Source organism: Variovorax sp. PAMC 28711, assembly GCF_001577265.1.
Lineage (GTDB): Bacteria > Pseudomonadota > Gammaproteobacteria > Burkholderiales > Burkholderiaceae_C > Variovorax.
Map to the genome: position 1 here is coordinate 3,960,389 of NZ_CP014517.1, position 26,512 is coordinate 3,986,900.

Below are 26,512 nucleotides of genomic sequence, written 5' to 3' on the forward strand. Positions count from 1 at the left end.
TTCACTGACCGCGCACCTTGATCCTCCCCGAACTCAGCCACGAATGGAAAACCGGCCTCTCCCTGGCATGGAGCGGCTACATCGCGGTGCTGTCGGTCTGGATCGTGATGCAGAAGCGCGCACCGGTGTCGACGATGAGCTGGATCCTGTCGCTCGCGCTGCTGCCGTTCGCCGGCTTCGTCGTCTACTACTTTCTCGGTCCGCAGCGCCTGCAGAAGCAGCGTTTGAAGCGGCTGCGCAGTCGGGCCGGCGCCAACGCATCGGCCGACATCGCATTGCTGCGGGAAGCCGGCACGGCAGCACCGCCGGCGCTGCGCCAGATGGCGAGCCTGGCCACAGCAGCCTGCGGGCTGCCGGTGTCGAGTGCGACCGACGTGGAACTGCTCTCCGGCGGCGCGCGCACCTTCGATGCGATCTTCGAGGCGATTCGCGCCGCGCGTGATCACGTCCACCTCGAGTACTACATCTTCGAGCCCGACCGGATCGGTACCGCGCTGCGCGACCTGCTCGTGCAAAAAGCCGGCGAGGGCGTCACGGTGCGCCTGCTGCTCGACGCGCTCGGCTCCAAGCGCATCGGGCGCAAGTTCATGGCCCCGATGCTCGCGGCCGGCGTCAAGGTGGCGCTGTTCCACGACACGCGCATCGGCCGGCGCCTGCGGCCCGTGACCAACTACCGCACTCACCGAAAGATCGTGGTGTGCGACGGCCATACCGGCTTCACCGGCGGCGTCAACATCACCGACGAGGAAGACAAGCGCACGCGCGCAGACGCGTACCACGACGTGCACCTGCGCATCGAGGGCAGCGCCGTGCGCTGGCTGCAAACGACCTTCCTCGAAGACTGGACCTATGCGAGCGGCGAGAACCCGCGCGACATGGACGGCACCTTGCCGAACCTGCTGCCCCGCGTCGCGGCCGGCGACATCCCGGTGCAGATCGTCACCAGCGGACCCGACAGCCCGCTCGAGGCGATCCACCGCGTGCACGTCTCGGCGATCAATTCGGCCAATCACCGCGCCTGGCTCACCACGCCGTACTTCGTGCCAGGCGAGCCCGCCCTGATGGCGCTCACCAGCGCCGCACTTCGCGGCGTCGATGTGCGTCTGCTGGTGCCGCGCCGCAGCGACAGCCTGATCGTGAGCGCCGCCGCACGTTCGTACTACGACGAGCTGATCGCCGCGGGCGTGAAGGTATGGGAGTTCAAGGCGCGCATGCTGCATTCGAAGACGCTGGTGGTCGACGACAACTGCGCGATGATCGGCACCGCCAACTTCGACAACCGCAGTTTCCGCCTCAATTTCGAGGTGATGGCGGTGGTTTACGGCCCCGAGCTCGCCAAGCCGCTGGCGGCCCAGTTCGAGACCGATCTGCACAGCGCCGCCGCGGTGCGCCGCCATCGACCCCAACCTTTCTGGCGCCGACTGTTCGACGCGATCGCGCGACTCTTTTCCCCCTTGCTCTGACCCATGTCTCACACCTTTCTCTGGCACGACTACGAAACCTTCGGCGTGGTGCCGCGACGCGACCGGCCCTCGCAGTTCGCTGCGATCCGCACCGACGCAGCGCTCAACGAAGTGGGCGAGCCGCTCATGCTCTATTGCAAGCCGGCACCGGATTACCTGCCCAGCCCGGCGGCTTGCCTCATCACCGGCATCACGCCGCAGCTGTGCCTGGAGCGCGGCGTCGCCGAGCACGAATTCGCCGCGGTGATCGAAGGTGCTTTCTCGCAGCCCGGCACCATCGGCGTGGGCTACAACACGATCCGCTTCGACGACGAAGTCACGCGCTTCCTGTTCTGGCGCAACCTGATCGATCCGTATGCGCGCGAGTGGCAAAACGACTGCGGCCGGTGGGATTTGCTCGATGTCGTGCGCCTCACCTACGCGCTGCGGCCCGAAGGCATCGAGTGGCCGAAGAAGGCAGACGGCAGCCAGAGCTTCAGGCTCGAAGACCTGGCGCGCGCCAACGGCCTGCTGCACGAGGCGGCGCACGACGCGTTGTCGGACGTGCGCGCCACCATCGCGCTGGCGCGCCTCATCCGCGACAAGCAGCCCAAGCTCTTCGAGTTCGCGTTCGGCCTGCACAAGAAAGACCGGGTCGCGCGCGAGCTCGGATTGCCGTCGACGCGCGAAACGGCCAAGCCGTTCCTGCACGTGTCCGGCATGTTCCCGGCCGAGCGCGGCTGCCTCGGCGTCATGTGGCCCCTTGCGAGTCATCCCACCAACAAGAACGAACTGATCGCCTGGGACCTCGCGCACGACCCGAGCGAACTGCGCGACCTGGATGTCGACACCCTGCGCCTGCGCCTCTTCACGCGCAGTGCTGACCTGCCCGAAGGCATCACGCGCCTGCCGGTCAAGGGCATCCACCTGAACAAGTCGCCGATGGTCGTGGGCAACCTGCGCACGCTGAGCGACACCCTGGCCACGCGCTGGAACGTCGACCTGGAAACCGCCATGCGCCACGCCGCGATCGCGCGCGACCTGCCCGACATGAGCGCGATCTGGCCGCAGGTGTATGCGCGACCGAAGGACGCCACGCCCGATGTCGACGAAGACCTCTACGGTGGCTTCGTCGGCAATGCCGACCGGCGGCGCCTCGAGCAGCTGCGTGGTCTCGGTGCGACCGAACTCGCGCGCGACCGCACCGGCTTCGATGATGCGCGGCTCGGCGAGCTGCTGTTCCGCTACCGCGCCCGCAACTGGCCCGAGTCGCTGAACCCCGAAGAAGCCGAGCGCTGGGAAGCGCATCGCGCAGGGCGGCTGCTCGAAGGCGAGGGCGGCGCGCGCAATGTCGACGTGCTGTTCAGCGAGATCGACGCCTTGTCCGAGACCGCGGACGAGCGCGGCGAGGAACTGCTCGGCGCGCTCTACGAATACGCCGAGGCGATCACGCCGGAGCGCTGAGCACTGCACCGATTCGCACAGGCATTTATGCTCGTCGGATGGATGCCTTCTCAGATGCGTCGGACAAGCTCGCGGAGTTTGCCAACCGCCACCCCAGACTCTTCGTGCTGACCGGCGCCGGCTGCAGCACGGACTCCGGCATTCCGGACTATCGCGATGCCAACGGCGACTGGAAAAGACCGTCGCCGGTCACTTTCCAGGCCTTCACCGGCGACGACGCGACGCGCCGCCGCTACTGGGCACGCAGCCTCGTCGGTTGGCCGACGATGGCCTTCGCGCGGCCCGGCGCTGCCCACCGTGCGCTGGCCGATCTCGAAAAGGCCGGCCGCATCGGCCTTCTCCTCACTCAGAACGTCGATGGTCTACACGATGCAGCCGGCAGCCGCCGCACGATCGACCTGCACGGTCGCATCGACACGGTGCGCTGCCTGGCCTGCGAAACGCGCACGCCGCGCGCCGAATTCCAGGTCGAGCTGCGGCGCCGCAATCCGCGTTGGGCCGAACTCGAAGCGCGCGCCGCGCCCGACGGCGACGCCGATCTCGAAGGACAGGATTTTGCCGCGTTCGACGTGCCCACCTGCCCGAAGTGCGGCGGCATGCTGAAGCCCGACGTCGTCTTCTTCGGCGAGAGCGTGCCGCGCGACCGGGTGGCCGCCGCGTTCGCGGCGCTCGACGAAGCCGACGCCGTGCTGGTCGCGGGATCGTCGCTGATGGTCTATTCGGGCTATCGATTCGTTCAGGCCGCCGCGGCCGCGGGCAAGCCGATCGCCGCTGTGAACCTCGGGCGCACGCGGGCCGACGCGCTGCTGACATTGAAGATCGAAAAGCCCGTAGGCGAGGCGCTCGCGGACTTGGCCGCGCGCTGTTTTTCTGGAGGAACTCGCGATGTCGAACAACACCCTCACGCCTGAACATGCGCTTGGCCTGCTGTGGCAGCAGGCCCCGGATTTCGCCTTCGTGCTGCTCGACGCGGGCGGCACCATCATCGGTTGGCGCGGTGCATCCGAAGCGATGTTCGGCTATACCGAGGCCGAGGTGCTCGGTCAGCCGCTGGAACTCATCTTCACCGAGCAGGACCGCGCGCTCGGGCTGCACATCCTCGAAAAGCAGGTGGCGGTGGCGACCGACCGGTCGGAGGACGATCGCTGGCACCTGCGCAAGGACGGCATGAAGATCTGGGTGGCCGGCAGCCTGGTGGCCCTGCGCGAAGACGGCGTGCACGTCGGCTTCGCCAAGGTCATGTGCGACCGCACCAACCTGCGCGCGCAACTCGACACCACCGAGAACCGGCTGGCCCATGCGCACGATGCGCTGCGTGGCCGCGACATCTTCTTCGGGCGCCTGACGCACGAAGTGCGCAACGCGCTCGGACCGATTCGCAGCGTCACGCAACTGATCGAGCGCAAGGGCCTGGCCACTGGCGACCTGCAGATGCCGATCAGCATCGTGAAACGACAGGTCGGCCAGATGGCGCGGATGATGGACGACCTGGCGGAAGTCGTGCGTTTCGGCGCCGGCAAGCTGCGCCTGGAGAAGCAGTCCTTCGAGCTCGGGGCCGACTTGAAAGAGATCGCCGAAACCGTGCGCGCCGAATGCGACCAGAAGCTGCAGCGGCTCGAAGTGCTGGTGCCGCAGGCGCCGGTGATACTCCACGCCGATCGTGAGCGGGTGCACCAGATCGTCTTCAACCTCTTGCACAACGCGAGCAAGTACACGCCGCAGGGTGGCCGGATCTGGCTGCAGTGCACAGTCGAGATCGACCAGGCCGTCATCAAGGTGGAAGACACGGGCATCGGCGTGCCCGCGTCATTGCTGCCGGTGATCTTCGAGCTCTTCACGCAGGAGAATCCGCACCAGGCCGGCGGCGGATTCGGCGTCGGGCTCTCGTTGGTGAAAGACCTCGTCGGTGCGCACGGCGGCTTCGTCGAGGTGCGATCGCCGGGCAAGGGGCAGGGCAGCGAGTTTTCGGTTCGCTTGCCACTGCACGCCGATGGCCGGCTGATCCCGCCCGACCCGGTCGACTTCGCGGTTTAGGAAGGCCGCTTCATCACGCAGCTGGTCGGCGTGCTCGCCACGTACGGCTCCAGGCGCTTGACCGGCGCGAAGGTGTAGCCGGTGTTCTCCACGCTGTAGGGGTTGGTCTTGTCGACCTTCTGCCACTTGGAGATGAACATCGCCTGCTGCATCTGGTGGTCGGACTTGCGCATCGTCGCCTCGCCCGCGAAGCTCTTGATGCTCATGCCTTCCATTGCCGCGGCCACCTTGGCGGGGTCGATCGACTTCGACTTGGCCATGGCGTCGCCGAGCAGCACGATGCCGTTGTACGACGTGTACATGTAGTAGTCGTCGTTGAACTTCTGCTTGAAGCCGGCCGAGAGCGCACCGAGCTCGCCGGTGTGGTTGTTGTGGTTCGGCGAGATGATGTAGACCTCGCTGTCGCCGCCGGCCGCCAGCGCGGTGGGCGTGCCCGACACGTTGGCGTCGTTGGTGTACATGCCGACCTTGAGACCCGCATCGTTCATGGCCTTGACCAGCAGCGTGAGGTCGCTGCCCCAGTTGCTGCTGACGATGGTGTCGGCGCCGGTCGCCTTGATCTTCGCGACGTACGGCGAGAAGTCCTTCACCGTGCCGATCGGAATCAGCTCTTCGCCGACGATCTGCACGTCGGGCCGCTGACGCGCGATGCCTTCCTTGAAGAAGCGCACGGTCTGCTGGCCATGGGAGTAGTTCTGGTTGATCAGAAAGACTTTCTTGATCTTCGGCTGGTCCTTCATGAAGGCGGTGACCGCTTCCATGCGCACCGTGGTGTCGGCGTCGAGGCGGAAGTGCCAGTAGTTGCACTTCTCGTTGGTGAGCGACGGGTCTTTCGCCGAGTAGCTCAGGTAGACGACTTCCTTGCCCGGGTTGCGCTCGTTGTGCTTGGCCACGGCTTCGCTGATGGCGAGCGCGGCGCCCGAGCCGTTGCCTTGCGTCACGTAGCGAAAGCCCTGGTCGATCGCGGCGCGCAAGGCGCTCAGGCTTTCTTGCGGCGAACCCTTGTTGTCGAAGCCGGTGACCTCGAACTTCACGCCGGCCGCGTTCTTCGCGCCGCTCATCTGCTCGGCGACGTACTGCCAGCTCTTGAGTTGATTGGCGCCGACGTTCGCGAACGCGCCCGACAGCGGATCGATGAACGCGATGCGAACGGTCTCGCCCTTCTGGGCAAAAGCGGGGATGGCGAACAGCGCGCCGAGCGCGAAAGCCGTCACTGTTTTCTTCATGCGGTTGTCTCCTTTTTGGTTGCGGGGGAGTGTGATCAACGCGATCTGCGCGCAACGATCACTTCGGCGACTCGGCCGCCACTTCGGCGTACAGCTCCTTCTTGGACAGCTTGCCGACCGCCGTCTTGGGCAACTCGGCGCGCGCTTCCATTGCGTGCGGCATCTCGTGCTTGCCGAGGTAGTCCTTCAGGAAATCGCGCAGGGCATCGAGAGTCAGCGGCTGCGCGCCCGGCTTGAACTTGATGAAGGCCTTGGGCGATTCGCCGCGGTAGGCGTCCGGCACGCCAATCACGCTCACTTCTTCGACCGACGGGTGGCGGTAGATCGCCTCCTCGATGTTGCGCGGGTAAACGTTGAAGCCGCTGCAGATGATCATGTCCTTGGTCCGGTCGACCAGGTAGACGAAGCCATCATGGGACATGTAGCCCACATCGCCGGTGCGCAGGAACCCGTCGGCGGTCGTCACCTCGGCGGTGGCCGCCGGGTTGTTCCAGTAGCCCTTCATGACCTGCGGGCCCCGGATGCAGATTTCGCCGCGCTCGCCCAGTGGAAGGTCGGCGAGCGTCGCGAGGTCGATCACCTTGATTTCCGCGCCCGGCACGGGAATGCCGCAGGTGCCCGGCGCGGGGTCGCCGACGCCGGTGGTCAGTGTGCCGACGCCGCAGATCTCTGTCATGCCCCAGCCTTCGAGCAGGCGGCAGCGCGCCATGCGCACGAAGTTACTGAAGACCTCGCCGGCGATCGGCGCGCCGCCCGAGTTGCACCACTTGAGCGACGACAGGTCGGTGCGCTCGATGTCCGGGTGGCCGGTGAAGCCGACATACATGGTCGGCACGCCCAGGAAAACGCTGATCTTGCTGTCTTGGATTTCGCGCAGCGCCGCCGACAGGTCGAAGCGCTGGTGCAGCACGAGTTCGGCGCCGATGGCGAAGCCGAAGATCATGTTCAGCACCATCGAGTAGACATGGAACATCGGCAGCACCACGAGGAAGCGCTCCGTGCCGGGCTGCAGGGTGCCGGCGCTGATCACCATTTCCTGCAATTGCGACACCGTCATGCTGAGGTTCGCGTGCGTCAGCATCGCGCCCTTGGGGTGGCCGGTGGTGCCGCCGGTGTACTGCAGCACTGCGATGGCCGACACGTCGGCGGCCGGCGGCACGAAACGCCCGTCACCCGGCGCGAGCAGGTCGCCGAAGCGCACGCGCCGCTCGTCCCATGGGATGCCGCGGTCTTCCGGTTTTGCGCCCGTGCCGAATTCGCCGGCCGACCCGACGACCAGCGTCTTCAGGCGCGTGCTGTCGAGGTAGCCGTTCATCTTCGAGAAGAGTTCGGGCGTGTCGAGCGTCACGATCACGTCGGTGTGGCTGTCGCCGATCTTGTGTTCCAGCACCGCGCCGGCGTCGAGCGGCGAATAGTTCACCACCACCGCGCCGGCCTTGAGGATCGCGAAGAAAGCGATGAAGTAGTGGGGCGTGTTCGGGAGATAGAGCCCGACATGCGTCCCCTGGCGCACGCCCAGGCGCTGCAGGCCCTGCGCCATGCGGTCGGTCAGCGCATCGAATTCGGCGTAGCTGAAGGTGCGACCCTCGAAGCGCAGTGCGGGCTGGTCGGGCCAGCGGCGGGCCGCGTCGGTGAGCAGCTGCTGCACTGGCATCGCGCTCAGCGGCGCGTCCCAGCGAGCGCCGGGTGCGTAGTTGGAGGTCCAGGGGGGGTCGCTCAGGGGCATCGGATGTCTTGTCTTCGGTGGAGTCGGGCACCGCGCAGTGGAGCATCCGCTGGCGTCGCGCGCAGTCAAGCGCGCGACTGTGACGCGCCCTGGGTCAGCGCGGCGGCATGAAAGACGTCGTGGCCGCGCGGCCCGGCAGCTTCAGCTCGGCGGTGGCTGCCGGCGCCTGCGAAAGCAGCTTGCCCTTGCGAAACACCTTCAGCCGCGTCGCGCGCAAACGGATCGCCTCGACCGGATCGCGCGCCTGCAGCAGCACGAAGCTCGCATCGCAGCCCGCTGCGAGCCCGTAGTTTTCCAGGTGCATCACGCGCGCGGCGTGGGTCGTCACCGCTTCGAAGCACTGGCGGATGCCGGCCTGGCTCGTCATCTGCGCGACGTGCAGGCCCATGTGCGCGACTTCCAGCATGTCGCCCGAGCCCATGCCGTACCACGGGTCCATCACGCAGTCGTGCCCGAAAGCGACGTTGACGCCGGCCGCCATGAGCTCGGGCACGCGCGTCATGCCGCGGCGCTTGGGGTAGCTGTCGTGGCGGCCCTGCAGCGTGATGTTGATGAGCGGATTCGCAATCACGGCAACGCCGCTCTCGGCGATGAGCGGCAGCAGTTTGCTCACGTAGTAGTTGTCCATGCTGTGCATCGACGTGCAGTGCGACCCGGTCACCCGGCCGTGCAGGCCGAGGCGCTGGCATTCGAAGGCCAGCGTTTCGATATGGCGCGACAGCGGGTCGTCGGACTCGTCGCAGTGCATGTCGACCAGTTGCCCGCGCTCGGCGCCCAGCTCGCACAGCAGCTTCACGCTCGCGGCGCCATCGGCCATCGTGCGTTCGAAATGCGGAATACCGCCGACCACGTCGACGCCCTTGTCGAGCGCGCGCTTCAGGTTTTCCACGCCACCGGGCGAGCGCAGCACGCCGTCCTGCGGAAACGCGACCAGCTGCAGGTCGATGTACGGCGCGACCAGGCGCTTGACCTCCAGCAGCGCATCGACCGCCAGCAGGCTCGGATCGCTCGTGTCGACATGCGTGCGGATGGCGAGCAGCCCGCGTGCCACCGCCCAGTCGCAGTAAGCGAGCGCCCGTTCGATCAGCGCCTCGGCCTTCAACAACGGCTTGAGCTCACCCCACAGCGCGATGCCTTCGAGCAGCGTGCCGCTCTGGTTGACGCGCGGCAGGCCGTAGCTGAGCGTTGCGTCCATGTGGAAATGCGGGTCGACGAAATGCGGCGCGACGAGGAGGCCATGCGCGTCGATCGTCTCGTGCGCCGGCGCAACGAAAGCGGCGGTGACTTCGGTGATCCGACCGTCCTGCACCGCGATCGACATGTCGGTGCGGCCGTCGGGGAGGGTGGCGTGGGTGATGAGGAGGTCGAGCATCGTGGTGAGGTGTGGTTCGTTGTTCAGCGGGTGCGCTGGGGCTGGTAGCGGTACTGCCCCGGTGCCGGCCCCACCTCGATCGTCACGCGCCGCAGCTTGTCGTCATGGCCCGATTCGGCCTTGGCCGTCACGACGATGCCGCGCGGCGTCGCGCGGCAGGTCAGGTCCGAAAGAGCGACTTCCGAATGGTCGTTGTCGAGCTCGGCGATGGCGACGGTGCGCTCGGCGTGCAGTCCGCCGTTCGCGTCGCGGGTCATCCATTGCACGTAGAGGAAAGACTGCGCGTACTGTTCGGCATGCACCACGCGGAACGCGCCTTGCCGATTCTTGCCCCATGCGCCGCACAGCTGGACCCAGGTCACCGAGTCGGGTGTCTCGAAGGTCTCGTAGCTGTAGTTGCTGCCCAGCGCGTGCACGCTCCCCCCGCACAGCGTCAGCAGCGCGGCGAGTAACGTCGTGGCGGTGATCTTCACCCTCAACGTTCGCCCTTGCGGTACGGCTTCATCAGTGCCTGCGGATAGCTGGCCTTGCGCGCCACCAGCACGAGCGCGAGGATCGACAGCAGGTAGGGCAGCATCAGATAGAGCTGATACGGCAACACCGCATCGCCCGACTGCTGCAGGCGCAGTTGCAAGGCGTCGAATAACGCGAAGAGCACTGCGCCCAACAGCGCCTTGCCGGGCCGCCATGACGCGAACACGACCAGCGCGACGCAGATCCAGCCGCGCCCGTTGATCATGTTGAAGAAGAAGGCATTGAACGCCGACAGCGTGAGAAACGCGCCCGCCACGCCCATCAGCGCCGAGCCGGCGACGATGGCGCCAGTGCGTGTGGCCGCGACAGAGACGCCCTGGCCTTCGGCCGCCTGCGGGTTCTCGCCGACCATGCGCACCGCCAGGCCGAGCGGCGTGCGGTGCAGCACCCAGCCGATCAGCGGGACGAGCAGCAGCGCCAGCAAAGTGAGCGCGGTTTGCGCGTTCAGGATCGGAATCGGCAGCCACTCCATCGGCGCGAACGGCGTCACCGTCGGCGGCGTGTTGACCTTCGGGAAGCTCACGCGATAACCGTAATAGCTCAGCGCCGTCGCCAGCAATGTGATGCCCAGGCCCGACACGTGCTGCGAGAGCGCGAGCCCGACCGTGAGCCCCGCGTGCAGCAGCCCGAACACCGCGCCCGTGAGCGCCGCCACGCCGACCCCGATCCACAGCGGCGCGCCTGCGTACACCGCGAGCCAGCCGGTGAAGGCGCCCGCTACCATGATCCCTTCGATGCCGAGGTTGAGCACGCCGGCGCGCTCGCACAGCAGCACGCCCAGCGTGCCGAAGATGAGCGGCGTGGCGATGCGCAGCACCGCGACCCAGAAGGCCGGATTGGCGAGGATGTCGAGCAGGTCGCTCATTTCAGACGCACCCGGTACTGCGTGAGCAGGGTCGCGACCAGCACCGAGATGAGCGAGGCCGCCACGATCACGTCGGCGATGTAGGTCGGCACACCGACGGCGCGGCTCATCGTGTCGGCGCCGACCAGCACGCCCGCGACGAACACGCCGGCCGCCACCACGCCCAGCGGATGCAGGCCCGCGAGCATCGCGATCACGATGCCGCTGTAGCCGTAGCCCGGCGACATGTCGAGCGTTACGTAGCCGGTGCGGCCCGCCACCTCGATGGCGCCGGCCAGTCCGGCCAACGCGCCGGACAGCAGCGCCACGCTCACCACCGTGCGCGTCACCGGCACGCCCGCGAACCCCGCGCCACGTGCATTCGCGCCGACCGCCCGGATGTCGAAACCGAGCACCGTGTACTTGAAGAGCGCCCACACGATGACGGCCAGCGACACCGCCCACAGCAGCCCGGTGTGCACGCGGGTCTGCGCCACCAACTTGGCAAGTTCGAGGTCCGGCTGCAGGCCGACGCTCTGCGGCCAACCCATGGCGGTCGGATCTTTCATCGGGCCGTCGAGCATCGCGCCCACCCCAAGCAGCACGATGAAGTTGATGAGCAGCGTGGTCACCACCTCGTCGACGCCGAGCATGTTCTTCAAGAGCGCCGGGCCGAGGAGCAGCAATGCGCCGGCGAGCGCGGCCGCCAGCATCATCAGCGGGAACAGCAGCCACGGCGACAACGCGAAACCGCTCCCGCCATGCAGGCCGCCGACCGCGATCGCGGCCAGCGCGCCCGCGTAGAGCTGGCCTTCTGCGCCAATGTTGAAAAGCCGCGCCTTGAACGCGACCGTCGCGGCCAGCCCGGTGAGGATCAGCGGGATCGCGCGCGTCAGCGTTTCGCTCCACGCGAACACCGAGCCGAAGCCGCCCTGCAACAGCAGCGCATAGGTGCGGCTGACCGGTGCGCCGGCCCACAGCACCAGCAGCGCGCTGATCGCCATGGTGAACAGCACGGCGCCGATGGGCGCCAGCGCGAGCGCGGTGCGCGAGGTTTCGTGGCGGCGCTCGAGTCTCATGCGGCAGCCCCCGCCATGGCCAGTCCGATCGCCTCGCGCGTCCAGCCGGTGGCCGCCCGCGTTTCGCTCAGGCGCCCGCCGTGCATCACCGCGACGCGGTCGCCGAGTGTCAGCACTTCGTCGAGGTCGTCGGAGATGACGAGCACCGCCGCGCCCGCGTCGCGCGCCGCGATGAGTTGCTGCTGCACGTACGCGACCGCGCCGATGTCCAGCCCCCAGGTCGGCTGGTGCGCGACGATGAGGCGTGGCGGTTTGGTCTTGCCATCGTCCTGCTCGGGCGCCATCAGCGCGCGACCGAGGATCAGCTTTTGCATGTTGCCGCCCGAGAGCGAGCGCGCCGGCGTCATGAGCCCCGCGCCGCGCACGTCGAAGGCCTTCTCGATGCGCTCGGCATGCCGGTGCGCCGCGGCCCGCTTGATCCATGACCAGCGCGAGAAAGCGGGGCTGCGCAGCCGCTCCGACACCGCGTTCTCCCACACCGGCAAATCGCCGATCACGCCGACGGCGTGCCGGTCTTCGGGAATGCGCGCGACACCGCGCTGCACCAGCCGGGCAGGCGAGGGCGGCAGCGCGCGACCCATCAGCGTGACGACGCCCGCCGTGGCGCGGCGCGTTCCGCTCAGCAGTTCGGCGAGCGCGACCTGTCCGTTGCCCGAGACACCGGCGATGGCCGTGATCTCGCCGGCGCGCAAGGTCAGCGTGACGTCGTCGAGCCGGTCGTGGCCGCCGCCCGCGGTGCTCACGTTATCGAGCACGCAGACGGCATCGCCGACCGACCGGGCCGGCCGCCGCGCCGGCTGCTCGACCGCGTGGCCGACCATCCACAGGGCGAGCTGCGCCTGCGTGGTGCCGCCCGCCGCGGCCTCGGCCACGAGCCTGCCGCCGCGCAGCACCGCGATGCGGTGCGACACGCGCAGCACCTCGCCCAGTTTGTGGCTGATGAAGATGACCGACAGCCCCTGCGCGACCATCTGCGCGAGCGTTTGGAACAGCGCCTCGCTTTCCTGCGGCGTGAGCACGGCGGTGGGTTCGTCGAGGATCAGGATGCGGGCGCCGCGGTACAGCGCTTTCAGGATTTCGACGCGCTGGCGCTCGCCGACCGACAGGCTGCCGACGGTCGCCTCGGGTTGTACCGGCAGGCCGAAGCGTTGCGCGACCTCCAGCAATTTCGCGCGCGCTGATGCGCGTTGCGATACCGGCCGCCAGAGCGCTTCGGTGCCCAGCAACACGTTGTCGAGCACGCTGAGGTTGTCGGCGAGCGTGAAGTGCTGGTGCACCATGCCGACGCCGGCCGCGAGTGCGGCCTTCGGATTGCCTGGCGGCAACGGCTCGCCGAAGACCTCGATGCGCCCCACATCGGCCACGTAGTGGCCGAACAGGATCGACATCAGCGTCGACTTGCCCGCGCCGTTCTCGCCGAGCAACGCGAGCACCTCGCCCGCCTTCAGCGTGAGCGAGATGTCGTCGTTGGCCGTCAGCGTGCCGAAGCGCTTGGTGATGCCGTCGAGCCGCAGGACGGTCGGCGACGCGTTCTCCACAGCGGCTTACTTTGCAGTGGACTTGGGTTGGGAGTCGTCGACCTTGACCGTGGTCTTTCCCGCCAGGATGTCGGCCTGCTTGGCCTTGACCTTGGCGACGATCTCCGCCGGCACCTTTTTCTCGAACGTGCCGAGCGGCGCGAGTTCGGCGCCCTTGTACTTCATGGTCGAGTAGATGCCGTAGTCCTCGGCGGTGAACTTGCCTTCCTTCACCAGCTTGATGGCGCGGTCGGCCGACGGATCGAAGTTCCAGAGGGCCGAGGCGACCACCGTGTCGGGGTACTGCGCCTGCGTGTCGATCACGTTGCCGATCGCGAGCTTGCCCTTTTCCTTGGCCGCGTCGCTCACGCCGAAGCGCTCGGCGTACATGATGTCTGCGCCCTTGTCGATCATCGCGAAGGCGGCTTCCTTGGCTTTCGGCGGGTCAAACCAGCTGTTGATGAAGCTCACGCTGAACTCCACCTTCGGGTTCGTTTCCTTCGCGCCGGCCATGAAGGCGTTCATGAGACGGTTGACCTCCGGAATCGGGAAGCCGCCGACCATGCCGATCTTGTTGCTCTTGGTCATGCCGCCGGCCACCATGCCGGAGAGGTACGCCGGCTCCTGGATGTAGTTGTCGAACACGCTGAAGTTCGGCGCCTGCGGCTTGCCCGACGAGCCGAGCACGAAGGACGTCTTCGGGAAGTCCTTGGCCACCTTGCGCGCCGCCGCTTCGACCGCGAACGCCTCGCCGAAGATCAGCTGGTTGCCCGCCGTCGCGTATTCGCGCATCACGCGCTCGTAATCGGCATTGGAGACGTTCTCGGTCGCCTTGTATTCGATCTCGCCGCGCGCTTCTGCGGCCTTCAGGGCCTTGTGGATGCGCCCGACCCATTGCTGCTCGAAAGGCACGGTGTAGACCGCGGCCACCTTGAGCTTGGCCTGTGCCAGGGCGATGCCGGGTGCGCTGGCGGCGAGTACTGCCGCGATGGCGACGGAACGGATGACGAGTTGACGACGACGTTGAAACACGTTGACTCCTGGGTAATGAAAAATCTTGGGAAAAATCTGGTGCCCGCGGCTTTACTTGGTGCCAAAAATACGGTCGCCGGCGTCGCCTAGGCCCGGCAGGATGTAGCCGTGGCTGTCGAGCTCGCGATCGATTGCAGCGGTGTAGATCGGTACGTCGGGGTGGGCGGTCTGCAGTGCCTTGATGCCTTCGGGGCAAGTGAGCAGGCAAACGAACTTGATCGACTTCGGGTTCATTTCCTTCAGTCGTTCGACGGCGGCGATGGCGGAGTTGCCGGTCGCAAGCATCGGGTCGACCACGACGATGTCGCGGCTCTCCATGTCGCTCGGCATCTTGAAGTAGTACTCGACGGCGGTCAGCGTCTTGGGGTCGCGGTAGAGGCCGATGTGCCCCACGCGTGCGCCCGGCACCACCGTCAGCATGCCTTCGAGGATGCCGTTGCCGGCGCGAAGGATCGACACCAGCACCAGCTTCTTGCCATCGATGACCTTGGTCGTCATGGTCTCGAGCGGCGTCTCGATCTCGATCTCCTGCATCGGCATGTCGCGCGTGACTTCGTAGGCCATCAGCATGCTGAGCTCGTTGAGCAGGCGGCGAAAGCTGTTGGTGGAAGCGTCCTTGCGGCGCATCAGGGACAGCTTGTGCTGAACGAGGGGGTGGTCGACGAGGTGGACGTTGCTCATGTTGTGATCGAAAAGAGAGAAATGAAAAGAGAAGTCTAGAAGACCGTGCCGTCGCTCTCGATCAGAAGGGGAGGCGAACCCCCACGCAAGCGCTGTGCCATCGCGCGGCCGGCCGCCCAGGTGCCGCCCTCCAGCACGCAGGCCAGCGGCATCTCGTCTTCGCTGCGGTCGAGTATCTTGCGCACGCGCGGCGCGAGTTCGTCGAGCAGCGCGACGGTGAGGGCGCGCCACTCGACGATGAACTCGTCGCCCACCTTCCAGGTGCGCGTGAGCGATGCCGGGCTCAGCGGCACGATCACGCCGCTGTCGATCAGCAAGCCGCCATTGCGGTACTCGGGCAGCGCGGTCAGCGCCTCGAGCTTGCGCACCTTGACGCCGGCCCAATCGAAGGGCTCCAGCAGCGAATAGGTGAGCCACTGCGAGAGCTTGTGAAAAGGCATCCAGCCGTTTGTGAGGCCGGGGCCGCGCACCGCGCTGTGGCGCCAGCAGTCGCCCAACGCGAAATCCGGGTTGCCCGAGCCGATACCGCCCGGCATGTCGCTGCCATCGGCTGCGATGCTGTCGACAAAATTGGCGGCCGGCCAGATACGCGACAGCGATATCAGCACGAGCGACAGGATCTCGTGCGCGGTGACCTCGGCCGTCGGCGGCACCGCCGGGCCGAAGGGGCCGACCAGCGCGTCGAAGAGCTTGCCGGGGCGGCCGTCTTCGCCGAACACTTCGGGCTGTTCCTGCAGCGCTTCGCCGAGGCGGCGCAACAGCGTGGTGCGCCCCGCGAGGCCGACCAGCGGGTTCGAATCGCTCACCTGGAAGGCGGCGGCGAGGCGGTCGGTAATGAGCGCGCGCAGCCCGGCCGCATCGGCCTGCAACGGGCGTTCGGGATCGGAAGAAAACAGGCCGCTGGTGAAGGCGTGGAAGCTGGCGACGCCGAGGCCTTCGGAGCGCGTGAAGCGCTGGCCGCTCGACGTTTCGGTGTAGTGCCAGTCCGCACCGGCGCCGGCGTCGAGCAGCACGCTCACGAGCGCGAGGTCGATGTGGATGCGGGCGCGTTCGCGCGGCGTGGCCTCGTCGCCGATCAGCGCGTTGAGGTCGGTCAGCCGATCGACACCGCCCGCCTCGAAATGGCGCCAGCGGCTGTGATACGGAATGATGTTCCACGGATAGCGCTCCAGCGTGGTTTCGGCAACGGCGCGCGCGGCGTCTTCCAGCTTGTCGTCGTCGCCGATGGAGAACCACTGCGATTCGCCGCGGCGCGCGCGCGCCAGCAGAAACGCCGCGCGTTCACGCACGGCCGCCGTGGAGCGCAGCAGCGCGGCGGCGCCGGCCGGATGCGCGCTGTCGTTTGTTGCATCGGCACTCATTCCTTCAACCCCCGACCTTTGGCCAGCTTGAGCTCTTCCGCGTCCGGCACGTGGCCGGGCGTGAAATAGCCCGCTGCCTTCTTGGCGTCCATCTCGACCTTGGCGTCTTCCGGGATGAGGTCGTCGGGAATGTTCACCCGTTCGCCGATCTCGATGCCCGAGCCGGTGATGGCGTCGTACTTCAGGTTGCTCATCGACACGAGGCGATGGATCTTGGTGATGCCGAGCCAATGGAAGACGTCGGGCATCAGCTCCTGGAAGCGCATGTCCTGCACGCCGGCCACGCATTCGGTGCGCGCGAAATACTGGTCGGCCGTGTCGCCACCGACCTGGCGCTTGCGCGCGTTGTAGACCAGGAACTTGGTCACTTCGCCGAGCGCACGGCCTTCCTTGCGGGAGTACGCCACCAGGCCCACGCCGCCGCGCTGCGCACCCATGATGCATTCCTCGATCGCGTGGGTGAGGTAGGGGCGGCAGGTGCAGATGTCGGAGCCGAACACGTCGGAACCGTTGCACTCGTCGTGGATGCGGGCGGTGAGTTCGACCGCGGGGTTCGCCAGGTCGCGCGGGTTGCCGAAGATGTAGAGCGTCTGCCCGCCGATGGGCGGCAGGAACACTTCGAGGTCGGAGCGCGTGACCAGCTCGGGGTACATGCCACCGGTTTCTTCGAACAGCGTGCGCCGCAGGTCGGTCTCGGAACAGCCGAAGCGCTTGGCGACTTCGGGCAGGTACCAGGCCGGCTCGACCGCGACCTTGGTCACCATCGCGGCGCCGCCTTCGGTGAGGAAATGGCCATCGGCCTTGAGCCGGCCGCTCTGCAGCGCTTCGATCACCTCGGGAAGGATCACGTGCGCCTTGGTCACGGCGATGGTCGGGCGGATGTCGTAGCCGGCGGCGAGCTCGGTCGCGAAGACGTCGGCGACGATGGCGCCCCAAGGGTCCATCGAGACGATGCGGCCCGGCTGACTCCACTGCGGATACGGGCCGATCGCGTCGGTCGGCGAGGTGTTGGTGAGGTCGGCCTTGTGCTCGCGCTTGAGCGCGCCGGCGGCCACGGCCAGCGCGCGGTACACGCTGTACGACCCGCTGTGCGTGCCGATGACGTTGCGGTGCGCGCGCGAGGTGGTGGTGCCGACGATCGGGCCGCGCTCGGCGGCCGTGGCCGCGCTCCAGTGGATCGGCAGGGCGCCGAAGCCGCCGCTGTGCGAGGTGAGCCGGATGTGCCGCGGTGCGGCGGTCGGAGGAAGGGCGGGAGGAACGGAGGCGGGAGAAGGAATCGATGGATCGGGAAAAGTCGAAACGGCGTCAACTGACATTGCGGGCCCTCAAAAGAAAGAATGTAGCGATGGCACCATCGGCTGGCAAGCAGCTTGCGTGCCGACCTCATGCGCACAATCGGGCCAGTTCTTTGTTGCCAACGCTGTAACCCTTCGCCCCGATGCCACGAACAACCATGGAGAGCCCGAAGCACGTGCGCGATGCCGAGACGGCGCTGCGCGGGCTCTTTCTGAAAGGGCTCGATGGCGACAGTGCGGCGTATCACGCGTTCCTGCGCCGTCTTGGCGCGCACCTTCGCGCGTTTCTGGGCAAGCGCCTGTTCGGCTGGCCCGATGAAGTGGAAGACCTTGTCCAGGAATGCCTGATCGCGATGCACAACCAGCGCCACACCTACCAGCTCGACCAGCCGTTGACGGCCTGGGTGCATGCCATTGCGCGCTACAAGATGATTGATCTTCTGCGCAGTAAGTCGATCCGTGAAGCGCTGCACGATCCGCTCGACGACGAGCTCGAAGTGTTCGCCGATTCGGCCACCGACGCGAGCGATGCGCGCCGCGACCTCGGCGGCCTGCTGAAGACGCTGCCCGAGCGCCAGCGCCTGCCGATCGTCCACGTGAAGATCGAAGGGATGTCGGTGGCCGAGACCGCCTCGCTCACCGGCATGTCGGAATCGGCCGTCAAGGTCGGCATTCACCGCGGCCTCAAGGCGCTGGCTGCGCGCATGAAGGCAGCGGTGGCATGAAGACCGACGACCTCGTTTCGATGCTGGCGACCGGCGTCGCCCCGGCGCCACGGGGTGCGGCCAACCGACGTCTGGCGCTGGCCGTCGCCGTCGGCCTGCCGCTGTCGTTGCTGATCCTCATCGTCGACTACGGCGTCCGGCGCGACCTGGTGCAGGTCATGTTCTGGCCGATGTTCTGGGTCAAAGTGCTGTTTCCGGCGAGCATCGCCGCGGCCGGGTTCGTCATGCTGAACCGCCTGGCGCGACCCGGCGTGAAAGTGCGGCAGTCGTGGCTCGGCGCTGCGCTCCCGGTGCTGCTGGTCTGGGCGCTCGCGACCATTGCCTGGTCGCACGCCGCGCCCGAAGCGCGCATGCCGATGCTGATGGGCTCGACCTGGAAGAGCTGTGCTTTCAGCATCTGCTGGATCGGGCTGCCGGTGTTCGTGGCGGCGATGGTCGCCCTGCGCAGCCTGGCGCCGACGCGCGCGGCGCTGGCCGGCGCAGCCGCCGGCGCGCTGGCGGGCGGGGCGGGCGCGATGGTCTATGCGCTGCACTGCATGGAATTGGCAGCGCCGTTTCTGGCGGTCTGGTACGTGGGCGGGATCGCGCTGGCGGTGGCGATCGGTGCCGTCATCGGGCCGCGCTTGCTGCGCTGGTGACCGTGCGCCGCACCTCGCGGTGAACAACGTTCGAATGGCCGACCCAAAGGTCGCACAGCGCGAACGAACGTCCAGGGTCAGTAAGCGCCCATGAAATCACGCTTGCCAATGGGCAAACCGTTGTGACGCAGGATGTCGTAGGCCGTCGTCACATGAAAGAAGAACTGCGGCAGACCATAGTTCGCCAGGTAGGTCTGCCCACTGAGCTTTTTCTCTTTCGGCGTGCCAGGGCGCAAGACGATCTCGGCGCTTTCCTTGCCTTCGAACTGCGACGCGTCGACGCTGTCCAGAAACGCCAGGGTTTGGGTCAACAGCACATCCAGATCGGCAAAGCTCTTCTCCTGGCCTGCAAAGGTCGGCACCTCCACCCCGGCCAGACGCGCCGAAACGCCCCGTGAAAAATCCGCGGCGATCTGTACCTGCTTGAGCAGTGGAAACATGTCGGGCGCCAACCGCGCCTGCAACAGGGCGTCGGGCTCGATCGACTTGCTGGTGGCGTGCTCGCTGGCCTGGGCAAGGATGGTTTTCATCGCCGTCAGCATCTGCTTGAAGACGGGGACGGAGTGGGTGTACATGGAGGGGATCATGGGGTGTTCCTGTGAGTTTGGGAGGTGAAAAACGGTGAGGGTCAGCTGCGCACGAAGGCCAAGGGTTTTCAGGTGCGCGGGTTGTCTCGCAGGGCAAAAAGCTCAGGGCGAATTCCAAAGCCGCTGCCAGGTTTCCGTCAACTGGCGCTTCGCATTCCGCGGGCCCGAGATCATGGTGACCGGGGCCGCTTTCCAGCCGGCGCCGTCGCGCACCGCCACCTGGTAGCGGAACGTGTAGTCGGGCTCCGCACCCATGCGCAGATCGGAGAGCACCAGGCGGTCGCCATCGGCTTGGGCTTTCATGAAGCCGCTGGTAAACCACAGCAAGCGCGCCACCTCCGGCGTACCGCGCAGTGCATCGAGCGCAACGATGTCGCTGCGATTCGGCACGAAGGTCATCGGGCCCTTGTCGGCCACGAGCGATCGGTAGCCCTCCATGAAGCCATCGGGCGTCAACACCACCACACGCCAGAGCAGGGTGTTCAGCGGCATCGGCACCGAAAAGCGCGGTGCATCGGCGAGGCCTTGCGCGGCCAGCGCGGATTCCGCCGCGCGATTCACCAGCGTCTTGGCGACGAGCGACCAGCCCAGGTAAAGGCTGCTCAGCATCAACCCACCCAGCACGAAGTGGCGCCCGATGGGTCGGGCGCCTACCCACAGCGCCACGACGAAGGCGATGAGCAACGGCAGCGTGTACCCGGGGTCGATGATGAAAACGCTGGACCACATCACCGGATTCGACGGCCAGGGCCACAGCAGTTGGGTGCCGTAAACAGTGAAGGCGTCGAGCAACGGGTGCGTGACCAGGGCCAGCCAGATCGCCAGAAGCCAGGGCCGGGGCGATTCGCGCACGGGCGCCCACCAGCGTCGCAGCATCCACCACAGCACCCAGGCGACCAGGGTCAGGACCAGAAGCGAATGCGAAGGGCCGCGGTGCCAGGTGACGGAGGTCACCGCATCCGCGCCGAGCAGCGCCAACGGAATGCCGTCCAGGTCGGGCAGGGTGCCGAGCACCGCGCCGGCCACCAGGGCCCGACGCCGGTGCGCTGCGGGCACGACGGCCGCCGCCACGGCGCCGCCGAGAACGATCTGGGTCAGCGAATCCACGCGACGTTGCCTCTAGCGCTTCTTCGCGCCGAAGATCCCGCCCAGCACCCCGCGCAAGATTTCCTTGCCGACGCTCGTGCCCATCGTGCGCACGGCAGAGCGCGCCATGGTCTGCGCCAGGCCGTCGCGCTTGCCGCCGCGCGGGCCGGTGCTGCCGAACAGCAGATCGTTCAGTCCGCCCATCAGCCCACCACCGGCATCGGCGGGCGCTGCGGCGCCAGGCTTGCCGGCGATAGCAGGTGGCGCATCGGGCGCGGTGGCGGCGCGGCCTTTCAGTTTTTCATAAGCGGATTCGCGATCGACCGTCTTTTCGTAGACGCCGGCCACCAGCGAATTGGCGAGCAGCGCCTGCCGCTGGGCGGGCGTGATCGGGCCGAGCTGGCTGGCGGGCGGCAGCACGAAGACGCGTTCGGTCACGCTGGGCCGGCCTTTCGAATCGAGCAGGCTCACCAGCGCCTCGCCGACCGCGAGTTCGGTGATGGCGGCTTCGATGTCCAGACCCGGCTTCGGACGCATCGTGGTCGCGGTCGCCTTGACGGCTTTCTGGTCGCGCGGCGTGAAGGCGCGCAGCGCGTGCTGCACGCGGTTGCCGAGCTGGGCCAGCACCGAATCGGGAATGTCGAGCGGGTTCTGCGTCACGAAATAAACGCCGACGCCCTTCGAGCGCACGAGCCGCACCACGAGTTCGATGCGTTCGACCAGCGCCTTGGGCGCTTCGTTGAACAGCAGGTGCGCCTCGTCGAAGAAGAACGCCAGCTTCGGCTGGTCGGGGTCGCCGATTTCGGGGAGCTGCTCGAACAACTCCGACAGCATCCACAGCAGGAAGGTCGCGTAGAGCCGCGGCGAATTCATCAGCTTGTCGGCGGTCAGGATGTTGACCACGCCCTTGCCGCCCACGGTCTGCATGAAGTCGGCGATGTTGAGCATCGGCTCGCCGAAGAACTTGTCGCCGCCCTGCGTTTCGATCTGCAGCAGCCCGCGCTGGATCGCGCCCACGCTGGCGGCGCTGATGTTGCCGTATTCGGTGGTGAACTGGCTGGCGTTCTCGCCGACGTGCTGCAGCATCGCGCGCAGGTCTTTGAGGTCGAGCAGCAGGAGGCCGTTGTCGTCGGCGATCTTGAACACGATGTTCAGCACGCCGGCCTGCGTTTCGTTCAGGTCGAGCATGCGGCCGAGTAGCAGCGGGCCCATGTCGGAAACGGTCGCGCGCACCGGATGGCCCTGTTCGCCGAACACGTCCCACAGCGTGACCGGGCAGGCCATCGGCGTCGGCGCCTCGATGCCGCGTTCCTCGAGCGTGGCGGCCATCTTGTCGCCGATGTGGCCGGGCTGGCTGATGCCGGTGAGGTCGCCCTTCACGTCGGCCATGAACACCGGCACGCCGATGCTCGAAAGCTTCTCGGCCATGGTCTGCAACGTCACGGTCTTGCCGGTGCCGGTGGCCCCGGTGATGAGGCCGTGGCGGTTGGCCAGCGCGGGGAGGAGGGCGCACTCGACGGTGTCGTGGCGGGCAATCAGAAGCGGGTCGGCCATGGGCACTCCGGGTCGTGTCGATGCCACAGTCTAGCGAACCCGCCCTTCTATAATTCGCCCCTTCCCGTGTGTTCCCGAATCGTTCCGGAGTTCTTGTGTCCTCGACTGTCCAACCATCCAATCCCGCCCTTGGCGATGCCCCGGAGCAGACGCCGCTCGAAGCCGAGTTGGCCGTGTTGCTGGTCGAATCGCTCAACCTCGAAGTGGCGCCCGCCGACATCGTTCCTGCGGCACCGCTGTACGGCGACGGCCTCGGCCTCGATTCCATCGACATCCTCGAAGTGGCCCTCGAGGTGTCGCGCAAGTACGGTTTCCAGCTGCGCTCCGACGACGAGCGCAACCAGCAAATCTTCGAATCGTTGCGCAGTCTTGCGGCCCACGTCGCAGAGCACCGCAGCGCCGCCTGACGCATGTCTCGTTCGCGCCTGGCGCTCCTGTTGATCGCAGGGGTCGGCTATGCGGTGCTGTCCCACTGGATGATGCTGTACCACGCGACGGCGCCCTGGGCGATCGCGGTGTTGCTGGGGCCGTTGTGGCTCACCGCCCTGGGCATGGGGAGCAGCCGTTTCGGCGCGTGGGGATTCGCGGCCACCGCCGCCGCAGGCATCGCGTTCTTCGTCGTCATCCTGCGCGGTGACGCGGGCGACCCCGACCGTCTCTATGTGATGCAGCACGTGGGCATCAACGCCGTGTTGTGCGGCTGGTTCGGCCTGACGCTGCGAGGCGACGGACTTTCGCTGATCGGGCAGGTCGCGCAGCGCATCCACGCACTCACGCCAGACATGCGGGTCTACACGGCGCAGGTCACGGCGGTGTGGACGGCTTACTTCGCGGTCATGGCGATCGGCTCGCTGACGGTGTACCTCACGCTGCCCTTCGCCACCTGGTCGTTCCTGTCGAACCTGGTCGGGCCGATCTCCGTCGGTGCCCTTTTCATCGGCGAACACGTGGTGCGCTATCGCCTGCATCCCGAGTTCGAGCGCGTGCGCATCGTCGATGCGGTGCGGGCGTTTTCGAGCCCGCCGGTCGACCGGACCGTTGAACGATGACGACCCTGCCGCTGCTGAGCGATCGCGACCTCGACGCGCCTTTGGCCTGGCGCCATGGCGAGCCGGTCAGCGGCCATGCGTTCCTGGCCGATGTGATGCACCAGGCGGCGCAACTGCCGGCCGAAGGCCCCGCGGTGAACCTCTGCCACGACCGCTACGCCTTCGCGGTGGCGGTCGGTGCCGCCCTCGTGCGCGGGCAGCCCAGCCTGCTGCCGCCGGACGCACGGCCCGACACGCTCGAGCGCCTCATCGGCACCGGCGGCCATACCTTCGCGATGGCCGACGTGCCTGATTTGCCCACCGCCGGCATGCGGCGCGTGGTGGTCGACCTGCCGGCCGCGTCCGTGGCGTCGACGCGCGCCGAAGCCGTCCCGCAGATCGACGCGACGCTGCACGCGGTCAGCCTGCTGACCTCAGGCTCGACCGGCGCGCCGCAGCCGCACGCCAAGCAATGGCAGACGCTGGTCGGCGATATCGCGGTGGTCATCGCGCGCCTGTCCGAAGCCATCGGCCGGCCGTCGCTGGCCGGGCTGACGCTGGTGGCCACGGTGCCGCCCCAACACAGCTACGGGCTGGAGTCGTCCGTGCTGCTGGCGATGCTGGGCGGTGCGGCCTTCGACAGCAGCCGGCCGTTTTTCCCGGCGGACGTGGTTCGGTCGCTGGCCTCGGTGCCGCGTCCGCGTGCGCTCGTCACCACCCCGTTTCACCTGAAGAACCTGCTGGCTGCCGGCATCGCATTGCCGCCCGTCGACCTCATCCTGTCGGCCACGGCGCCGTTGTCGCCGCAACTGGCCGCGCAGGCCGAACAGGCGATGGGCGGCGTGATGCTTGAAATCTACGGCAGCACCGAATCCGGCCAGGTGGCCTCGCGCCGCCCGACGCAAACCGAGGTCTGGGAGACCTTCGGCGAGATTCGCGTGCGTGCCGAAGCCGCCCCCGATGGTGCCGAGCGCTTCGTGTTCGAGGGCGACTACGTTCCTGAGCCGACGCCGATGGCCGACATTCTCGAACTGCTCGACGCGAAGCACTTTCGCCTGCTGGGCCGCGCCAACGACCTCGTCCACGTGGCGGGCCGGCGCAGTTCGCTCGGGCATCTCAACTACCACTTGAACAGCATGGCCGGCATCGAAGACGGTGCGTTCTGGCTGCCCGACGAGGTGAGCGACGGCGTGGTGCGCCCCATGGTCTTCGTCGTGGCGCCGGCGCTTGACGCGACCGAAGTGATCGCCGGTCTGCGGCAGCGGCTCGAGCCGGTGTTCGTGCCACGCCGCGTGGTGCATGTGAAGGCGCTGCCGCGCGAAGCCACAGGCAAGCTGACAACGCGCGCGCTCCGCGAATTCGCGCTGGCACAGCTGGCAACCGACCTGACCGCGCTGCACTTCACGCACGAGGTGCCGCCCGACCATCCGGCCTTCGCAGGGCACTTTCCAGGGCAGCCGCTGCTGCCGGGGGCGCTGCTGCTCGCGGAGGTGCTCGAAGCCGTGCTGGGTGTACCGGCGTTCGTGGCCCGACTCGGCGTGCAACCGACCCTGGCGGCGGCCAAGTTCCTGGCGCCGGTGCGCCCCGGCGATGTGTTGACGATCAAGCTCGAGCCCGAAGCCGGCGCCGCTCGCGGCGTACGCTTTGAAGTCTGCTGCGCACAAACCGTGGCAGTGAGCGGCCGCTGGACGCCGGCCTGACGGCAAACAACAGGCGATGAAGCACACCAACGCGGACACCAGCGCCGTCGACCGTGCCGCCGCGCGCCATGGCAACTGGGCGAAGGCGCCGGAACGCAGCAACATGCTGGCGCTGCGCATCATCAGCTGGATCGCACTGACCTGCGGGCGGCCGGTGGCGCGGCTGGTGCTGCATCCGATCAGCCTGTATTTCCTGCTGTTTTCGCCGACGCCGCGGCGCCACATTCGCCGCTACCTCGAACGTGCTGTCGGTCCCCGGGCCGGTTGGGGCGACGGCTACAAACTGCTGCATGCCTTTTCGTCTACGGTGCTCGACCGCCTCTATTTCATGCGCGGCCGGCTCGACCTGTTCGACGTGAAAGTGCGAGGGTATGCGCAGGTCGAAACCGAAGCGTTCGAAGGACGTGGTGCGTTGTTGCTGGGAGCCCATCTGGGGAGCTTCGAGGTGCTCGGCGCCTGCAAGCACCGGAGTCCCGACCGCCACAACCTGCGGCTGGCAATGCTCATGTACCCGGACAACGCGCAACGCATCACGGAGATCCTCAACGCGATCGCCGTGCCGGAAGCGCGCCCGCACGTGATCGCGCTGGGCCGGCCGCATTCGATGCTCGAGCTGCGCGACTGGCTCGACAACGGCGGCGTGGCCGGTTTGCTGGCCGACCGCACGCTGCCGGGCAGCGACGAGCAGCCTGCGCAACAGCGCGGCAACAACATCGACCTGCCGTTTCTCGGCCAGCCTGCGCGCTTCAACGACGGGCCTTTCCGGCTGGCCTCGCTGCTGCGCCGCAAGGTCTATTTCATGGCCGGGCTTTACGAAGGAGGGGCTCGCTACGATGTCCGCTTCGAGCCGCTGGCCGATTTCAGCGAGCGGGTTGCCGATCCGGCCGAGCGGGAACGCCGCATCCGCGCCGCGGTCGAAGCCTATGTGCTGCGCCTCGAAGCGCTGTGCCGCGAGTTCCCCTACAACTGGTTCAATTTTCATGATTTCTGGCTCGAAGATCCGCATTGACCGCTGGTGCCGTGCGCTGTTGGTGGCACTGGCCTGCACGGCCTCGTCCGCCTGGGCGTTCGACCTGCCCGAGCTGATGGCGCAGCTCGCCAAACAAAAGAGCGGCGAGGCGCGCTTCAACGAACAGCGCTTCGTGCGCGGCCTCGAAGGGCCACTCGATTCGAGCGGCACGCTGAGCTTCGCGGCCCCCGACAAGTTGACCCGCCGCACGCTCACGCCGCGCCCCGAAAGCATGGTCGTCGACGGCAACAACCTCACGCTCACCCGCGGCAGCCGGACCCGCACGCTCACTCTCGACAGCATGCCCGAGCTCGTGGGCCTGGTCGAAGCGATGCGCAGCACGCTGAGCGGCGACACCGCCACGCTCAAGCGCTATTTCCGCAGCACCGTGTCGGGCACGCCCGATCGGTGGACGCTCGACCTGCTGCCGATCGACGACCGCCTCGCCGCGCAACTGCGCAGCGTGCGCATGACCGGGCGCGCCAGCGACGTGCTCGGCATCGAGATGGAATTCATCGGCGGCGACCGGTCCGTCATGACAATCATGCCGGCCGCGCCGGCGCGGGCCGCGCCGTGAG

The 26,512-nt window shown here is 67.4% G+C and carries 25 protein-coding genes; 11 read left to right on the forward strand and 14 right to left on the reverse strand.

Annotated features, from left to right (window positions below; genetic code table 11):
• Nucleotides 1-17: 17 nt before the first annotated feature.
• Genes cls through AX767_RS19110 form a run of 4 tightly spaced genes read left to right on the forward strand, consistent with a single transcriptional unit; the run spans nt 18 to nt 4,940 of the window.
• Complete coding sequence (gene cls, locus AX767_RS19095) at nt 18-1,463, forward strand: cardiolipin synthase (protein ID WP_068632759.1); 1,446 nt, start codon at nt 18-20, stop codon at nt 1,461-1,463.
• A 3-nt stretch (nt 1,464-1,466) separates the two neighbouring features.
• Nucleotides 1,467-2,906, forward strand: coding sequence for an exodeoxyribonuclease I (sbcB, locus tag AX767_RS19100; protein WP_068632760.1), 1,440 nt, complete (start codon nt 1,467-1,469; stop codon nt 2,904-2,906).
• Between the two features lie 38 nt (nt 2,907-2,944).
• On the forward strand, nt 2,945-3,817 hold the full coding sequence (locus AX767_RS19105) for an NAD-dependent protein deacetylase (protein ID WP_068632761.1): 873 nt from the start codon (nt 2,945-2,947) through the stop codon (nt 3,815-3,817).
• Nucleotides 3,792-4,940, forward strand: coding sequence for a PAS domain-containing sensor histidine kinase (locus AX767_RS19110; protein ID WP_068632762.1), 1,149 nt, complete (start codon nt 3,792-3,794; stop codon nt 4,938-4,940). Before AX767_RS19105 ends, AX767_RS19110 begins: the two co-directional genes overlap by 26 nt.
• Here AX767_RS19110 and AX767_RS19115 read toward each other — a convergent pair.
• From AX767_RS19115 to AX767_RS19165, 11 genes are all read right to left on the reverse strand, one after another.
• The gene (locus tag AX767_RS19115; protein ID WP_068632763.1) at nt 4,937-6,166 is read right to left on the reverse strand and encodes a branched-chain amino acid ABC transporter substrate-binding protein; all 1,230 of its coding nucleotides are present in this window, start codon (nt 6,164-6,166) and stop codon (nt 4,937-4,939) included. The two genes, AX767_RS19110 and AX767_RS19115, sit on opposite strands and share 4 nt — an antisense overlap.
• 58 nt (nt 6,167-6,224) lie before the next feature.
• Nucleotides 6,225-7,892: a long-chain-fatty-acid--CoA ligase gene (locus AX767_RS19120; protein ID WP_068632764.1), complete on the reverse strand. Its 1,668-nt coding sequence runs from the start codon at nt 7,890-7,892 to the stop codon at nt 6,225-6,227.
• A gap of 94 nt (nt 7,893-7,986) precedes the next feature.
• Entirely contained in the window at nt 7,987-9,264 is a 1,278-nt protein-coding gene (locus AX767_RS19125) for an amidohydrolase family protein (protein ID WP_068632765.1), read from the reverse strand.
• A 23-nt stretch (nt 9,265-9,287) separates the two neighbouring features.
• On the reverse strand, nt 9,288-9,737 hold the full coding sequence (locus AX767_RS19130; protein ID WP_068632766.1) for a hypothetical protein: 450 nt from the start codon (nt 9,735-9,737) through the stop codon (nt 9,288-9,290).
• A 2-nt stretch (nt 9,738-9,739) separates the two neighbouring features.
• Nucleotides 9,740-10,663, reverse strand: a complete 924-nt coding sequence (locus AX767_RS19135) for an ABC transporter permease (protein ID WP_068632767.1) — start codon at nt 10,661-10,663, stop codon at nt 9,740-9,742.
• The gene (locus tag AX767_RS19140; RefSeq protein ID WP_068632768.1) at nt 10,660-11,721 is read right to left on the reverse strand and encodes an ABC transporter permease; all 1,062 of its coding nucleotides are present in this window, start codon (nt 11,719-11,721) and stop codon (nt 10,660-10,662) included. Before AX767_RS19140 ends, AX767_RS19135 begins: the two co-directional genes overlap by 4 nt.
• Complete coding sequence (locus tag AX767_RS19145) at nt 11,718-13,259, reverse strand: ABC transporter ATP-binding protein (RefSeq protein WP_068632769.1); 1,542 nt, start codon at nt 13,257-13,259, stop codon at nt 11,718-11,720. Before AX767_RS19145 ends, AX767_RS19140 begins: the two co-directional genes overlap by 4 nt.
• Before the next feature lie 6 nt (nt 13,260-13,265).
• A complete protein-coding gene (locus tag AX767_RS19150; protein WP_443082787.1) occupies nt 13,266-14,243 on the reverse strand; it encodes a BMP family protein in 978 nt (325 codons plus the stop codon).
• A 78-nt stretch (nt 14,244-14,321) separates the two neighbouring features.
• A complete protein-coding gene (gene upp, locus AX767_RS19155) occupies nt 14,322-14,951 on the reverse strand; it encodes a uracil phosphoribosyltransferase (RefSeq protein WP_068632771.1) in 630 nt (209 codons plus the stop codon).
• Nucleotides 14,952-14,986: 35 nt separating this feature from the next.
• Nucleotides 14,987-16,312, reverse strand: coding sequence for a URC4/urg3 family protein (locus tag AX767_RS19160; protein ID WP_068632772.1), 1,326 nt, complete (start codon nt 16,310-16,312; stop codon nt 14,987-14,989).
• Entirely contained in the window at nt 16,309-17,628 is a 1,320-nt protein-coding gene (locus AX767_RS19165; RefSeq protein ID WP_068632773.1) for a GTP cyclohydrolase II, read from the reverse strand. The genes AX767_RS19160 and AX767_RS19165 overlap by 4 nt, the downstream gene beginning before the upstream one ends.
• Before the next feature lie 122 nt (nt 17,629-17,750).
• Here AX767_RS19165 and AX767_RS19170 point away from each other — a divergent pair, with 122 nt between their 5' ends.
• Nucleotides 17,751-18,332, forward strand: coding sequence for a sigma-70 family RNA polymerase sigma factor (locus tag AX767_RS19170; protein WP_168164841.1), 582 nt, complete (start codon nt 17,751-17,753; stop codon nt 18,330-18,332).
• A complete protein-coding gene (locus tag AX767_RS19175; protein ID WP_068632775.1) occupies nt 18,329-18,970 on the forward strand; it encodes a DUF1109 domain-containing protein in 642 nt (213 codons plus the stop codon). Before AX767_RS19170 ends, AX767_RS19175 begins: the two co-directional genes overlap by 4 nt.
• Before the next feature lie 77 nt (nt 18,971-19,047).
• Here AX767_RS19175 and AX767_RS19180 read toward each other — a convergent pair whose 3' ends face one another.
• From AX767_RS19180 to AX767_RS19190, 3 genes are all read right to left on the reverse strand, one after another.
• Nucleotides 19,048-19,557 (reverse strand): DUF1993 domain-containing protein, encoded by a 510-nt coding sequence (locus AX767_RS19180; RefSeq protein ID WP_068632776.1) that lies wholly within the window; start codon nt 19,555-19,557, stop codon nt 19,048-19,050.
• Nucleotides 19,558-19,659: 102 nt separating this feature from the next.
• Entirely contained in the window at nt 19,660-20,664 is a 1,005-nt protein-coding gene (locus AX767_RS19185; protein ID WP_068632777.1) for a metal-dependent hydrolase, read from the reverse strand.
• Between the two features lie 12 nt (nt 20,665-20,676).
• Nucleotides 20,677-22,197 (reverse strand): helicase HerA-like domain-containing protein, encoded by a 1,521-nt coding sequence (locus AX767_RS19190; RefSeq protein WP_068632778.1) that lies wholly within the window; start codon nt 22,195-22,197, stop codon nt 20,677-20,679.
• 95 nt (nt 22,198-22,292) lie between these two features.
• On the opposite strand from AX767_RS19190, the gene AX767_RS19195 reads away from it, so the two are divergent.
• From AX767_RS19195 to AX767_RS19215, 5 genes are read left to right on the forward strand one after another with little or no spacing between them, the layout of a single operon-like run.
• Complete coding sequence (locus AX767_RS19195; RefSeq protein ID WP_068632779.1) at nt 22,293-22,604, forward strand: phosphopantetheine-binding protein; 312 nt, start codon at nt 22,293-22,295, stop codon at nt 22,602-22,604.
• A 3-nt stretch (nt 22,605-22,607) separates the two neighbouring features.
• Nucleotides 22,608-23,246 (forward strand): hypothetical protein, encoded by a 639-nt coding sequence (locus AX767_RS19200; protein WP_068632780.1) that lies wholly within the window; start codon nt 22,608-22,610, stop codon nt 23,244-23,246.
• Nucleotides 23,243-24,925: an AMP-binding protein gene (locus tag AX767_RS19205; protein WP_068632781.1), complete on the forward strand. Its 1,683-nt coding sequence runs from the start codon at nt 23,243-23,245 to the stop codon at nt 24,923-24,925. The genes AX767_RS19200 and AX767_RS19205 overlap by 4 nt, the downstream gene beginning before the upstream one ends.
• 16 nt (nt 24,926-24,941) lie before the next feature.
• On the forward strand, nt 24,942-25,934 hold the full coding sequence (locus tag AX767_RS19210) for an acyl-CoA synthetase (RefSeq protein ID WP_068632782.1): 993 nt from the start codon (nt 24,942-24,944) through the stop codon (nt 25,932-25,934).
• Nucleotides 25,906-26,511 carry a LolA-related protein gene (locus AX767_RS19215; protein WP_068632783.1) on the forward strand — a complete coding sequence of 202 codons (606 nt, stop codon included), beginning with the start codon at nt 25,906-25,908 and terminating at the stop codon, nt 26,509-26,511. Before AX767_RS19210 ends, AX767_RS19215 begins: the two co-directional genes overlap by 29 nt.
• Nucleotide 26,512: the final 1 nt, after the last annotated feature.